Raw genomic sequence first — 14,604 nt, forward strand, 5'->3', positions numbered from 1 at the left:
GTCCAATACACTTTGGAATTCAAGATAGTGCACAGAATACATTCCTTATTGCCCTTAAACAAAAGACATCCAAATAACTATAGATGCCTTTCCATGTGTTGTTATTTATTTGGTTGGTCTTCTGTAAGAACTTCTTTTAATAAATCCATAGCATTTTCCTCTGTCGGGTCATGCGTCCCGAGTTCACCACGAAAGGCTTTGGAGAGAATAGAATGTTTTATTTTATCTATTTTTTCAATGATATTTGTTGTTTTTTCTGCAACTGTTAAATTATTAAGCATCCTTTCTAAAATTTTTTTTAGAATTAACTGTTCTTCTTTTGGCGGAACTGGAACAATTAACTTAAGAAGCTCTTTTGACGATACTCTCGGGAGATTTACTCCACTAGAATTCTCACTTGAATACTTTACTACCTCTGGTAACCCAATATAATAATTAAGTAGTTCATTCTCCATTTCTCCATTAGGTCTTAACACCAAAATATCAGTGGAACAAATTCCATCAAAAGATACAATGGCGTGTTTATTTAAATAAGGGCGTAATCGGCCATATAATAAATCGCCGTCTTTAAATGCTTTTTTCGCACTTTTAATACCTTCCGAATTTGAAGTAGTAATTATACCCCCACCTTTTGATAAATGTTCTAATCCAATATATGGCTTAATATCATTTGCTTGAGGATCATATTTTTCTTTTACTTCATCTACCAAATCGGATAGAGGTTTCCAAGTCCAACCCGGAGGAAGAGTATTTCCAACAAAGGGTTGTGAAATAATCGATTGATTAACATAATTATTATTTTGATTTTGAGCAGTCAATTCTCCTTTAAATCCCTTTTTTATAATCGCAGCACGTCGCAGTTCAAATGTTCCCTTTGCTTCTTCAATTAATTGTTTTGCTTTATCAACATTATCTAACAATCTTTCAACTTTGTTAGCAATACGTTTTTGTTCACTTAATGGTGGTAAAGGAATAGGTACCAAAGACATCTTTGATTTATTAATAATAGAAACAGTAGTGGCATAGGACCGATTGTTTAGTTCACTTTGAAAATAAGGTGTTATCGCTTGATAATAATTAAAAAGCGGATTGATTATTTTTTTTCTCGGTACAAGAGAATTAATTTGTTGGTTGGTACTACATTCAAAATTATTAAAGGCAGCCTTACCAATAGATCCAATGCAACAAATCAAAGTAGACTCAGAGGGAATTACTTTAGAAGCTTCTTTACCCTCATTAGTTAGATACTCAGATGCCCCCTTTGCATTTTTTTCATCGTCAAGTTCTGTCGGTTTTATAAAAGGAAAATTTCCACCATAGTATTCCTTCTTCTTTTTAGAGGGAGTCGAACCAGTCACTATATTGTTAAGTGTGCCAACACTCACCCAAATCCAATTCTCCGGCACTTCATAAGGCTGCTCCTCTTCCGACACCAGCGCCTCATCCAGTAACTCCTCAACTGTCTTATTTTGCTTCTTACTCATCTTTACCTGCCTCCACTGCTTTCAGTTCATCGATGACATCATTCAACAGGCTGGTAGCTTTTTGCAGTTTTTCCACAGCATCTTCTGCTGATTCGATCGGGTCTGGGAGATTTTCATACATGGTCAAAGATTCATCGGCGATCAAACCGATATCAAGGCTGTCATCTTTCTTCCGGATATCATCACGAGTAAAATGATTCCAGCGTTCATCGTCAACTTTAGACCGGTCTTCGGCTTGATATGCTTTTACAAAATCATCAAAGTGTTTTTCCGTTAATGGTGTGCGTTTCCCGAAGCTTGGCATATTGGTGCGCATGTCATAAACCCAGACATCGTTTGTATTGTCTTTGTCCTTTTTCCCGCGGTTAAAGAACAGCACATTGGTCTTGACACCTTGCGCATAGAAAATTCCTGTTGGCAGGCGCAGGATTGTGTGCAGGTTGCATTTATCCATTAAATCAGCACGGATTTGCGCACCCGTCCCGCTTTCAAACAGAACGTTATCCGGTAACACAACTGCTGCTCGTGCTTCACCATTTGCTTTCAATGAACGATAAATATGCTGCAGGAAGTTCAATTGTTTGTTTGTGGTTTCAAATGTCAGGTCATCACGTGTCGGGCGCTCACCGCCTTTTTTCGTGCCAAAGGGCGGATTCGTCATGACAACATCAAAGTTTTTCATAGTTGAACCCATTTCAGATAGCGTATCGCCAAGTTTAATTTCGCCGCGCATATTATGCAGCAGGGCATTCATTAATGCCAGACGATGGGTATCTTTAACAAGTTCGGCACCGGTAAAGGCTTCATAACGTTGAAACTCCGCTTCTTTCTGGCTCAAATCAAAATGATCGTCAGTTTTTGATTTGATATGTGTATCGCCGGCAATCATGAACCCGAACGTACCGGCGGCAGGGTCATTCAACCGCTCACCCGGTTGTGGATCGATTAGTCTAACGATGACATCGATCAGCGGACGTGGTGTGAAGTACTGTCCGGCACCTGATTTGGTTTCACTGGCGTTTTTCTCCAGCAGCCCTTCATACAAATCACCAAGCCCTTCTTCTCTGGCGCTGTACCAGTCAAGGTCATCAATGGATCGGATGATTTTTTCAAGATTCTTTGGCTCATCAATATTCGTTGTGGCATTGGTATAAATCTGTTTTACAATCTCACTGTCGACTTCACCCAAGTCCAACAAGAGCTGCCGGTAGTGTTTGTGCAATTCCACGCCATGCTTGTTCGTCAATGAATCCCAGCGGTACTGTTCCGGTATGTCTGCTTCATTGTCTTTCTCTTTCATCATTTTTAAGAACAGTATATAAGTTAATTCAGTAACGTACTGATGATAGGTGATCCCATCGTCACGCAGCACATTACATAGATTCCATAGTTTTTGTACGATTTCCTGATTTCCCACTAAGCTTCTTCCCTTTCATCATATAATGCTTCATTAATTTCTTTGACAATGTCGTCCAGTTGTCCATCAAAAATTTTGTTAAGCCGTTTATAACCGCCACTGCTTTTAAATGGCTCGAAATTAAATGCTTTTTCCGGATTCGGATCGAGAATGCTTTCTTTAAGCAACTGTTTTTCAATTTTTTGGAGCCAATCTTTCTGTGCTGGCGGCCATACTTTCATTTGGTAGATTTTTTTCATGGCGTTGCGAATACGTTCTTCATGACTAATTAGCGGGTCGCCTAATGCCTGTTTACGTATGAAACTGATGATATCTGCGGCAATGTCTTCATTTTTCGCATCACGCCAAGCTGCCTGCAAATTTTTCTCGTTGTATCCATTCTGATCAAGTGAAATCCTTAGCTGTCTTAAATCCTCGCGCGTTAAATCTTTTGGCCGGGTGCAGATAATTTTCAATGCAGGAATCTGGTTCAAGTTCTCCTGAATATATTGGTTGAATCCTTCCAAATAGTCTTCAGGTTTATCGGCTTTTCCGTAGCCACGATTAACAGAGATAAGTTCATCTTCATGATCGGAAATATATTGTCTCGGTGCTTTGGCATGATTTTCATCAATAAATGAGACAAGAGACGGCTGTTGTTTGAATGTATCCGACACTTGCTCATGACCAGATTTTTTCAAATCGTCCAAAAAGTCATCGACGGACTTGCCGCCAGACAGTGCCTGAAAATCTTCACGCGTTTTATCATTCCATTTTTGCTTTTTCCGTTGGATTTTAGCAATGATTTCCTCTTTTTGCTTCTTGAGGTGGTCGGTATTATCAAGCTGTTCATACTCTTCCGTTAACTGACCAAGTGTCACTTTAGGCTTTTGAACAACGGGTTTCATGTCAGTATAGGGCTTTAACGTCTCATACAGACCAACCGCATCAAAAATATTAAAGTGGTCCTTACCAATGTCATCACTTCGTCTTGTGGCCCGGCCTAACATTTGCTCATACAAAATACGTGAGCGCACTCTTCTTAGAAACACCAGATTTGATATACGCGGTACATCAATTCCAGTTGTCAGCAAATCAACGGTGACAGCAATTTGTGGCAGGCGTTCATTTTTATAATGTTTAATGGCCCCGAGAGGATCTTTTATCGAGCCAGTAATTTTTGCGACCAGATTATCCTCTATCTCGCCATATTTTTCAGTTAGCGCTTGTTTCAGAAGGCGTACAACCATATCAGCATGATCATCCGTCGCGGCAAAGATTAGCGTCTTGCCTTCCTGGTCAGGATGAATATAGTTTGTCAATTCGTTTATAATGACTTTATTGAAGTTTTCCGTAATGACAAGCTTATTAAACTGGGTCACTTCAATGTTCACTTCATCTTCCAGTCGCTCTTTCTCCACACTGCCCGTAGCGCTATCGTATACCGCAACTTCTTCACCAACTTGCCAGTTAATCCCTTGCTGCTTCAATGCTGTTTCAAACTGATACGGTGGCTCATGGTCGATCAAATAACCATCAACAACAGCCTCACGGTAAGAATAGTTAAATACCGGGTCACCAAAGATATCAACTGTATGCAGAGCAGGGGTGGCAGTCAGACCAATCCGGACCGCATCAAAATAATCGAGAACTTTACGATATTTGCTGACATAATCACGGTGATCCCGGAAAAGGAATTCCACATCGCTCATTTCCTTATCCAGCGTATACCCACGATGCGCCTCATCAACAACAATACAGTCGTATTGATCGATCGTCGGCACGTCTTCGTCCGATTCGTTATAAAACAGCCGCTTCACCATACCCTGAACGGTAGCGATATGCACTTTCGTTTCCGGGTTGGCCTGTTTCTCTTGCAGTGATTGTAAGTTGTAGATCTGGGTGAATGACTGGTAGTTTTCCAGCTTTGAATCTTTAAAAGCGGCTTCAGCCTGTTCTCCAAGGGCTGTACGGTCAACAAGAAATAAAATGCGTTTAAAACGATCCGCCTTGACTAATCGGTAAATCAATCCAATCGCCATACGCGTTTTCCCTGTACCGGTCGCCATCGCTATCAGGATTTCACGCTGATCGTTTGACAATGCGTTTTCAACTGCACGGATAGCTTCATTCTGATAGCCGCGCAGACCTAAATAGTCCATATTTTCATCCTCAAGATCCGCTGCAGCTTTATCGATATCTTTTTTCAGAAGATCTGTCAAACCCTCAGGGGAATACCAGCCTTTTAATGGACGCGGGTGGTTTGTGGACTTGCGCGCATCAAGAAACCAAATACCGGATTTTTGCTCAATTTGCTGCAAGTATTCCCGGCCATTTGTCGCAAATAAAAACGGTACCTGATAATCTCCCAGGGCTCATGAATGATTTCATCCCCATGTTGCGTAACTTGTTTTGCATATATTTTTGCCTGTTCAATATCGGCAGGAATATCTTTACTCGCTTTCTTCGCTTCCACAAGACCGATTAATTCCAAGCCAACGAACAATGCATAATCAGCATAGCCTGTTCCAAGCGGCCACTCAGCAATTGCCATATTGCGATTTTTTTCCGGACGTGTCCCGTTACCAAAACGGAGATTGTCCGTATCGGCTTCCCACCCGGCATGACTCAATTTTTCATCAATAATTAAACGGGTCTCCGCTTCACCCAAGTTAACAATGCTGCCGAACTGTTTCGCGTTGGCCTTGCGCTGGGCTTTTTCCTGTTCGGACTTGTAGAGCTGCTGCTTGCGTAGCTTGTCCAGCTCTTCCTGCAACTGCTCTGCTTTTTCTTTATAAACCGATTCAAGCTGATCCGTCTCCCGCTGGTTACTCTGCATTGTTTCAGGTTCTATATAAGCGGGCGCTTCAAAATCCCACTCGCCATATACCTGCATGAACCAGACACTCAGCTGGAAGGACATATGTAATAATCTTGAGGCTTCTTCAGGTGTGCCATATCCTTCATGAACTGCTTTATTCCCTTTACGGCGAATCATGTTTAATATTTCATATAATTCATTGTTTAAAAGTTCTTCCCGACTCAACTCGTTTAACCGGTCAACTTGTTTAAGCTCATACGGCTCATTCAGCTCTTCCAGTGCGTAAATGAACTTGGTTACCGTCTCACCAAATAGTCTGAGCTTGATAAGCGTCGTGTTCGGATCCTGATAAACATTCCGTTCAGCCGTTTCACCGAGGTTTCCAAGCAACGGCCAATGCTCCTTTAAAAATGAAAAGTTGCTATTCTCCATACACTCACCTCATAAAAGGTACTTTCCTACTATTATTATAGTACATTTGGAAGGAGATTACATTGGGAAAATGATAACAATAATAATGTATCTTCCCCCCATTCAACCATAAGCAGTTTTACCGCTTAAACGGTGCTTAATATTTTTACAGACACTAATTAATTTCTTGATCGAAGTATTGTATAGTAAAGCAGACTAATTACTAAAATGAGTAAATTAAAAAATTCGCCAACCTTCTGCATTATTCTTCTATTCATATAACAATCATAGACAATAATTGTTATAATGGTAGTAAATATTACCTAATATGACTCAAAATAATATGCAGGGGGTAAAATTGTGGAGCCAGTTGTCACATGTGATTATGAATACGATGAAAAGGTAAGCTTCGCCTTACAGCAAAACCATGTACCAGTTGTTAAGTTTCTGTCCATCAGCAACGAAAGTCCTGACAAACTAACGAATCTTAACATTGAAATTACTTCAAATCCCTCATTTTCCGAACCCAAAACAATCAACCTAGAGGTGTTAGACCCAGAGGAGAGTGTCGAATTTCGACCGGATATTCAATTATCATCCGACTTCCTGAGTAACCTAGACGAAAGCATAAACGGCTTTCTCGAAATAAAAGTTAAGTCTGAATCAGACGAGCTCTATAAAAAGCATTTGCCTATAGATGTTTTATCCTTTGATTCATGGCCGGGTTCCTCTGTTCTTCCAGAAATCATTTCAAGTTTTGTTACACCTAACCGTCCTTTTGTCATGGAAATTATTAAACAGGCATCTAAAATCATGGAGAAAAACACCGGGTCGAATGCAATGGATGGCTATCAAAGCGGAGATCCTAATCGTGTAATAGCCCAACTTTCCGCCATTTATTCTGCTATACAATCCTATGATATTGCCTATGCTAATCCGCCCGCAAGCTTTGAATCGGAAGGACAAAAAACGCGCTTCCCAGATATGATTAAAGAGCAGAAATTGGCAACTTGCCTTGATTTAGCATTATTATACACTGCTTGTGCAGAAGCGATAGGCATTTACCCTATTATCGTTTTCTTCCAAGATCATGCATTCCCAGCTTTTTGGCTGACAGAGTATTCGGCTCCAGAAAGTTTCCAGGACGACAAAAGTCTATTGACCAAAAATATCGCAAGCGGCATTAACGATATAATTGTTGTGGAGTCAACTTTTTTAACAAACAATAATACTACATTCAACAGTGCCGTTAAAACAGCAGAAAACACTTTGAACAAACCGGATTATTTTCGTTTTTTTGTGGACATACACAGAAGCCGTATTGGTCAAATTAAACCTATTTCCCTTAAGACTGGCAGTGGTGATAGGATTCAGGCATCTGCCCAGCCGGATGAGCCCATTAAAATTAATGATAACTTCGCCTTTGAAAAAGTAGAGGTTATACCTGAAAGTGAGAGCCCAATAGATGAGCTAAATCAGCATGAAAGTAAAGTTACCTATTGGCAAAACAAGTTGATTGATATGAGTATGCGCAATAATTTATTAAATTACCGCATAACACAGGGAATCCCTGTAGTTACCTCAGATCTTGCTCAGATTGAAGATACATTATCTATGGGAAAGAAAGTCTTCATTGAGCCTTTGCCAAGCGAACTTCGAAATAGAGTCCGTGATTTTAAGGATCAAAAGGAGCTCCTGAATACCCGAATACTCACTGAAGATATGCAGAATAATAGATTGCGCTCCACCTTGACTGATTCAAAGCTGGAGAAAGAACTTGTCAAGCTTTACCGAAAAGCACGAAATACACTGGAAGAATCAGGGGCAAATTCGTTATTTATAGCACTCGGGTTTTTAAAATGGTTTGAACCAAAATCTTATAAACAAGAACGTTTCGCGCCGATTTTATTATTGCCGGTGGATTTAGTTCGATTATCCGCCAAAAAGGGTTATTATATACGGGCACGTGATGAAGAAATACAGATAAACATATCTCTTATCGAATACTTAAGACAAAATTTCGGCATTGATGCCTCAAGATTATACGATGTCCCAAGAGACGAGCATGGGGCTGACGTGAAAAAAGTATTAACGATGATGCGCCGAATCATTATGTCAATGAAAAATTGGGACGTCCATGAGAACGCCAGTATTGGTGTATTTTCTTTTTCAAAATTTATTATGTGGAATGATCTTGTCAATCATGCCGACGAGTTAAAGGAAAATAAAGTAGTAGAGAGCTTAATGGAAGGAAACTATGTAGGCGAATTAAATGATTCGATGACCGAGCCTTTGACAACAGAAAAAGATGAAGAAACTGCCATGTACGCTCCGTTGAGTTCGGACAGCACCCAGACAGAAGCCATTTTGGCAACTGGTGAAGACAACAGTTTTGTACTGCATGGACCGCCTGGCTCAGGTAAATCACAAACGATCACAAACATGATTTCACATGCACTTGCAACAGGAAAAACAGTTCTTTTTGTTGCAGAAAAAATGGCTGCGTTAAATGTTGTTCAAAAGCGACTGTCCGAGATTGGTTTAGGAGATTTTTCCCTGGAGGTACACTCCAACAAAGGGCAGAAAAAAGATATCCTTGCTCAGCTGGAAGCATCTTTTAATGCTCAAAATAAGACAAAGGGTACAGATTGGAGCACCAAGTTTGAAGAAATAAAAACACTCAAGAAAGAATTAAATCAATATGTCAATGACTTGCATAAACAAACAACGCTCGGCCAAAGTATTTTTGAGATGATAGAAGCTTATTCCGGAGTAAATGCACCAACTTACACGATTAAATTTGACAGAAAGCAAGTTGCAGATATGGATGAGGTCACTTTTAACCGTTCAAAGCAACTGATCGAGAATATTACTGTGGCCGGAAAAACCTGTGGAAAAGTGACAGATAATCCATGGATTGGCATAAGACAGACGAACTACTCGTTAAAGCTTGAAGACACTGTCAAAGAAGCGTTATCAAGTATTGAACCTAATGTTTCAAAGCTGCTTCAATTGGACAATTCTTTTACAGACTTTGGATTAGCGAGTAACGAGAAAGACTATCATTGGTATGCATTCCTTCATAAGGTTATTCCTTATCTGCGCGGTATACCACAAGCAAATTTAAATCTTATGAGTGAAAAAAACTTCAATACCATTAAGTTAGAAATTCTGGAAGTCACAAATCATGGAAAACAGCGTGACCATGAAACGAATAAAGTGGAAGAACGTTTTGATAAATCAATCTTAAAAATGGATACTGAATCGCTTCTCCAGGAATTAAGACTTGCTGAAAACAGCTGGTTTTTCAAGAAAATGCTTGGGCAAGGCAAAATTAAAAAAGAACTGAAGAAATACCTTAAAACCAAAGATAGCATTGATTCTGATGAGCTGGAGACCATTATTAACGACATCAAATCTATACAGAAAAAGCAGGAATTCCTGGAGCAGAACGATCAGCAAATGAAAGACTATTTCCCTGATTTATGGCATGACACAGCAGGTGATTGGCAGGAAATTGAACGTGCGGTAGAATGGATGACTTCTGTCCAGATAAATATTGCTGAATATAAGCAGTCACAACAATTTTCAGCAGATTTTGCTCAAGCAGTGCAAGATCATAAACAAGCCTTAACAACTTCCAGCTTAAAAAAACAAATGGAATCCTTTACGGCTGGATTCGAAGATATTATGAAACACTTGGAAGTAGTTGAAAATGAGCTGGCCACTGATAATTTACACGAGCCCGACCAGCACGATTGGGCAAACTTCATAAATGATAAAGCTGACCGCTTAATCAATGCATTACGACAGCTCAAAGATAACTGCCATCTGGCACAGGTCATTCAAGAAGCAGAATCATCCGGTTTAAGCCATGTAACGGAGCCGTATCAATCAGGTTATCTAAATTACCATGAGCTTATGCCTGCCTTTTTATATGGGTTATATCGCATACGAATTGACGAAGAGATATCCAGAAGTGAACAGCTATCTTCGTTTTCGAAAGCCAGCTTCGAGAACAAAATTGATAAGTTTTATGAACTTGACGATGAAATTAGCGACCTGACAAAGCTTGAGGTGTACGTTAAATTGATGGCTCGTGTACCAAACCTGATGAATAACGTCATCCAAAGTTCCGAACCCGGGATTTTATTGAAAGCAATCAAAAGTAAAGGAAGAGGCATTGCGATTCGCCAACTATTTGATCGAATTCAAAATTTGCTGCCCAAAATTAAACCGTGTATGCTAATGAGCCCATTGTCTGTGGCTCAATATCTAGATCCGTCATTTCCAAAGTTTGATTTAGTTATTTTTGACGAAGCTTCCCAACTACCGACAAGTGAAGCGATAGGCGCAATGGGAAGAGGAAAAAATGTTGTGGTTGTAGGGGATCCTAAACAGCTGCCGCCTACAAGTTTCTTTAGTGCACAGCAAACTGAGGAAGATTTTGATATGCAAGATTTAGAAAGCGTTCTGGATGACTGTTTAGCGATACGGATGCCACAAAAACATTTAAGATGGCATTATCGAAGTGAGCATGAAAGTCTCATTTCCTTTTCCAATAACCATTTTTATGAAAACAATTTAGTTACTTTCCCATCGGTAGATGATATTAATTCAAGAGTATCATTCAGAAATGTTGAAGGTATTTATGACCGCGGGAAATCGAAACATAATAAAATTGAAGCTGAAGCAGTTGTCGATGAAATATTTTCGAGACTGAGTAATCCCGCGAAGCAGCATGAAAGTATCGGGGTTGTTACATTCAATCAGGTCCAACAAACATTAATTGAAGATTTAATTGACAATCGCCTAAAAGAAAATGCCACCCTTGAAAAATATTTTACAGATGAAGTTCAAGAACCTGTCTTCGTCAAAAACTTGGAAAACGTTCAAGGCGATGAGCGTGATATCATCCTCTTTAGTGTTGGATATGCTCCTGACGAAACAGGCCATATGACATTTAACTTCGGACCGTTAAATCGAGATGGTGGCTGGCGTCGTTTGAATGTAGCCATTTCCCGGGCAAAGAAGGAAATGATGATCTTCGCGTCAATGGAACCGGACCGAATCAATTTATCCCGAACCAATGCAGAAGGGGTTCATAGCTTAAGAGCATTTATGGACTTTGCCAAAAAAGGCGGGGCTGTACCATTGTCATACGAAGATCAAAATAAAAAAACGGATGACAATTCTATTACCATCATCCCCAAAATACAACAGGCACTACAGGAAAAGGGTTATCAGACAGAAATAAATGTCGGCAGTAGTGAATTCAAAGTTGACCTGGCAGTTGTTGACAAAAATACTGAAGGACAATACCTTGCAGCCATTCAATTAGACGGGCATCGATATGCGAACCGTACCACGACACGCGACCGGAATAAACAGGGTGATCTTATGCTGAGCAGATTAGGGTGGCATATTATAAAAGTCTGGTCCATTGAATGGTGGCACAACGAAGAGAAACAAATGAAAAATATATTAACGCAACTGGAAGAAATAGAGAGTCAGTCGAAACAAGATAAAAAAGCAGCAACCGAGGCAATTAAAAACAAGGAAAGAAATATTCATGAAAAGATAAGCAGCCTTATTATCCCAGAAGAAGAAAACGAGGATCAGATTTACGAACCAGCCTTCCTGGAAGATGTTACGATGCCAAATGATCTCTTTTACACTTTTGAAGGCAAACCAAAAATCCGGGAACAAATCATGCATATCGTTGATCAGGAAGCACCTGTAAGCTTCTCTCAATTGACAAAAACAATTATAACTTCGTGGGGTTTTAACAGAAGTGGCACGAAGCTGGAAGCTGTGATCCTTGATTCAATTAAGGCTTTGAAGATTTATGAAACAACTGAAGAAAAAGGAAAATTCCTTTGGAAAGATGAAGAACACTATAAAGCATATTCTGAATTCAGAGTTAAAAAACATTCTCGCAGAGCCGTCCAGGATATTAGTAAGATAGAGTATGCTAATGGTGTACGTAACATTATGAAAACAGCGTTTCGATTACCTAAAGCTGATTTAGTACGTCGAATATCAAAACAGCTGGGCTTTAATCGAACCAGCAGTAATATGGAAAAATATGTCCAAGAAGCTATAGATCTCAATATTGAACGAGGTTTCATCTCAGAAGACGATGAGGGTAATTTAGAAATTAAAAGTTAATCTATGAACAGGGGTCTTAAACATGGTATTTAAGACTCCTTTTTTACGAGATAGGGGTCTGACCCCTTATTTGGTCTGTTTCGCTATTTCCAGTTTTATTATCTCGGCAAATGATGTATAATATATACAGATAGGAAATATATTAATAAAGACCGAATGGTGGTGTTACACCAAACGGCCTTGAGTGCAACAGCCCTTCAAGGGGGCGACTCACAAAGTGAAAGTAATTCCACCCTAGTTGCTAGTCAGGCTGACAGGGTGGTTACTTCTTTACTGACAGAATTGCAACGACAAGCGTCGCGAACGCAATCATTACGATTAATGACTCGTAAACTGTCATAGGCATCACCCCCTTTCTATCAAAGGGAGTGAGCCACCACCCATGAAAGCCTTATTACACTGTAATCTATTATATCATAGTTACAGGAGACTGTATCACCGATAATCTTACTCGAACAGTTCCAGACACTGTTCGATTTATTTTTGTACCACTTTGAATTAAAATGCTTCTGCAGGTATTCCCCCCTGGCTTTATTAATTCCATAGCTTCATAAGGCATCATGTTTTTACCTGCAATGTAAACCCACTTTCAAATTACCTTTAACCAATGATCGGTATACACATTTCTGTACACCCAAACACAATTAAACAACTTTTCACAATAAACATCTCCAAAAACAGGCTCATTCATCAAAAATTATCAAAATATTATTGTCATTCACAAATATTCCTGTATACTATATCAAAAAGATACATATCATATTGATAGGTGATTCCATGAAGAAATCCAATGATACGAAATATGCCATTCTCGGGCTGCTCACGACGGATTGCCGCTCGGGGTATGCTATTAAGCAAATGATCGACCGGAGTTTGAATCACTTTTGGAAGATCAGTTATGGCCAAGTTTATCCGATGCTGAAGCAGCTTGTGACGGATGAACTGGCGACGGTTCGGGACACAACGCAAGCTGGCGGGCCGGATAAAAAGGAATATTTTATCACAGAAAAAGGCGAGGCGGCATTACAGGAATGGTTGCAAACCCCGATTGACAAGATACCTGCTGAAAGGAATGCTGTGCTGCTGAAGCTTTTTTTCAGCCGCCATCAGTACGCTGACACGACCATCAGACAGCTTGAAGATTATCAGGAAAAACTTAAAGAGCGGTACAGCACGTATGAAGTGATTGAGGAGACGATTGCCTCACATATGCGTAACAAACAGGATGCACCATATTGGCTTTTCACCCTGGATTATGGCAAACGACGGACAAAAGCCGCGATTGATTGGTGCACTGACACGATTGATCAAATTAATTCTGGGAGGGATAATCATGGGTAACCACATTTTTGAAGGGCGGTATACAACGGAAAACAACCGGGATGTTGTCGTATTTTTGATTGGCATGCGCATCAACAAACGGCTTGCCATCCGGAAATGGCTGCCGGTTTTTACGACAATGCCGGGCATGATTCGGGAGTTGTATGAAAATCAGGAGGAGCTTGGTTTTCTGTCGATGGAAAACTATTTCGGACTGCGCACGACGGTGATGATCACGTACTGGCGGTCCAAGGAGGATCTGCTTGCCTATTCCAAAGGGCAAAAGCATCTCACAGCATGGAAGAATTTCAACCGAAAAATCGGCGATACCGATGCAGTCGGAATTTATCATGAAAGGTATGTCGTGCCACAAGGGCATTATGAAGCGATTTATGGAAACATGCCCGTTTATGGGCTGGCTAAGGCCTCCGGACATATGCCGGTGACTGCTGAGGTAAGGACTGCTGAGAAGTGGTTGAGTGTGAAGTAATTGTGCGTTACTCTGCAGCTGAATCTAAATAATTATAGGACAATCCGTTTCTGTTGAAAATTCAATGCGAAACATCAGCGAGCAGGATTTAAAACCTTCCTAGGCTTCTAGTTTCTATCGTGTTCAATACAGAATAGCAGTATACCGCAGAATGATACATTGACGGTTGAAGAAAATAATTTAAAAAATCTCACCAATCTCTTCATTTCAATTTTATTATTCCAGCAAATGATGTATAATACAATTAGAGATAGAATATATTAATAAGGACCGTTTGGTGCTCTTACACCAAACGGCCCTATGTGCAACAGCCCTTCAAGGGGGCGACTCACATTAAGGAGAGATAACCACCCTAAATGCTTGTCAGGCTGTCAGGGTGGTTACTTCTTTTCTGACAGAATTGCAACAACTAACGTTGCGAACGCAACCATTAAGATTAACGACTCGTAAACTGTCACCAGCATCACCCCCCTTCTGAAAAAGGGAGTGAGCCACCACCCATGAAAGCCTT

At 40.1% G+C, this 14,604-nt stretch carries 7 protein-coding genes and 1 pseudogene; 3 read left to right on the plus strand and 5 right to left on the minus strand.

Annotated features, from left to right (window positions below; all coding sequences use genetic code 11):
- Nucleotides 1-101: 101 nt before the first annotated feature.
- The 3 genes and pseudogenes from AOX59_RS07820 to hsdR form a co-directional block, all read right to left on the minus strand.
- Complete coding sequence (locus tag AOX59_RS07820) at nucleotides 102-1,484, minus strand: restriction endonuclease subunit S (RefSeq protein WP_068444229.1); 1,383 nt, start codon at nucleotides 1,482-1,484, stop codon at nucleotides 102-104.
- Nucleotides 1,477-2,901 (minus strand): class I SAM-dependent DNA methyltransferase, encoded by a 1,425-nt coding sequence (locus AOX59_RS07825; protein ID WP_068444232.1) that lies wholly within the window; start codon nucleotides 2,899-2,901, stop codon nucleotides 1,477-1,479. Before AOX59_RS07825 ends, AOX59_RS07820 begins: the two co-directional genes overlap by 8 nt.
- Nucleotides 2,901-6,133 (minus strand): annotated as a pseudogene (gene hsdR, locus AOX59_RS07830) (type I restriction-modification system endonuclease). The gene AOX59_RS07825 and the pseudogene hsdR overlap by 1 nt, the downstream one beginning before the upstream one ends.
- A gap of 339 nt (nucleotides 6,134-6,472) precedes the next feature.
- Between hsdR and AOX59_RS07835 the strand changes: the two are divergent.
- A complete protein-coding gene (locus AOX59_RS07835; RefSeq protein ID WP_068444235.1) occupies nucleotides 6,473-12,283 on the plus strand; it encodes a DUF3320 domain-containing protein in 5,811 nt (1,936 codons plus the stop codon).
- 262 nt (nucleotides 12,284-12,545) lie between these two features.
- Here AOX59_RS07835 and AOX59_RS20690 read toward each other — a convergent pair whose 3' ends face one another.
- Complete coding sequence (locus AOX59_RS20690; RefSeq protein WP_418000784.1) at nucleotides 12,546-12,629, minus strand: putative holin-like toxin; 84 nt, start codon at nucleotides 12,627-12,629, stop codon at nucleotides 12,546-12,548.
- A gap of 431 nt (nucleotides 12,630-13,060) precedes the next feature.
- Here AOX59_RS20690 and AOX59_RS07840 point away from each other — a divergent pair, with 431 nt between their 5' ends.
- Together AOX59_RS07840 and AOX59_RS07845 are read left to right on the plus strand one after the other, a co-directional pair.
- Nucleotides 13,061-13,624, plus strand: a complete 564-nt coding sequence (locus AOX59_RS07840; protein ID WP_068444240.1) for a PadR family transcriptional regulator — start codon at nucleotides 13,061-13,063, stop codon at nucleotides 13,622-13,624.
- On the plus strand, nucleotides 13,617-14,093 hold the full coding sequence (locus AOX59_RS07845) for a DUF4188 domain-containing protein (protein WP_068444244.1): 477 nt from the start codon (nucleotides 13,617-13,619) through the stop codon (nucleotides 14,091-14,093). Before AOX59_RS07840 ends, AOX59_RS07845 begins: the two co-directional genes overlap by 8 nt.
- Before the next feature lie 380 nt (nucleotides 14,094-14,473).
- Here AOX59_RS07845 and AOX59_RS20695 read toward each other — a convergent pair whose 3' ends face one another.
- A complete protein-coding gene (locus AOX59_RS20695) occupies nucleotides 14,474-14,557 on the minus strand; it encodes a putative holin-like toxin (RefSeq protein WP_418000785.1) in 84 nt (27 codons plus the stop codon).
- Nucleotides 14,558-14,604: the final 47 nt, after the last annotated feature.

This window comes from Lentibacillus amyloliquefaciens, assembly GCF_001307805.1.
In the GTDB taxonomy this organism is placed as follows: domain Bacteria; phylum Bacillota; class Bacilli; order Bacillales; family Amphibacillaceae; genus Lentibacillus; species Lentibacillus amyloliquefaciens.

What these genes read in the sequence shown, in the direction of transcription:
- AOX59_RS07840 (WP_068444240.1), top strand. Translation starts at nt 13,061, where the DNA reads ATGAAGAAATCCAATGATACGAAATATGCCATTCTCGGGCTGCTCACG.
- AOX59_RS20695 (WP_418000785.1), bottom strand. Translation starts at nt 14,557, where the DNA reads ATGCTGGTGACAGTTTACGAGTCGTTAATCTTAATGGTTGCGTTCGCA.
- AOX59_RS07845 (WP_068444244.1), top strand. Translation starts at nt 13,617, where the DNA reads ATGGGTAACCACATTTTTGAAGGGCGGTATACAACGGAAAACAACCGG.
- AOX59_RS20690 (WP_418000784.1), bottom strand. Translation starts at nt 12,629, where the DNA reads ATGCCTATGACAGTTTACGAGTCATTAATCGTAATGATTGCGTTCGCG.
- AOX59_RS07820 (WP_068444229.1), bottom strand. Translation starts at nt 1,484, where the DNA reads ATGAGTAAGAAGCAAAATAAGACAGTTGAGGAGTTACTGGATGAGGCG.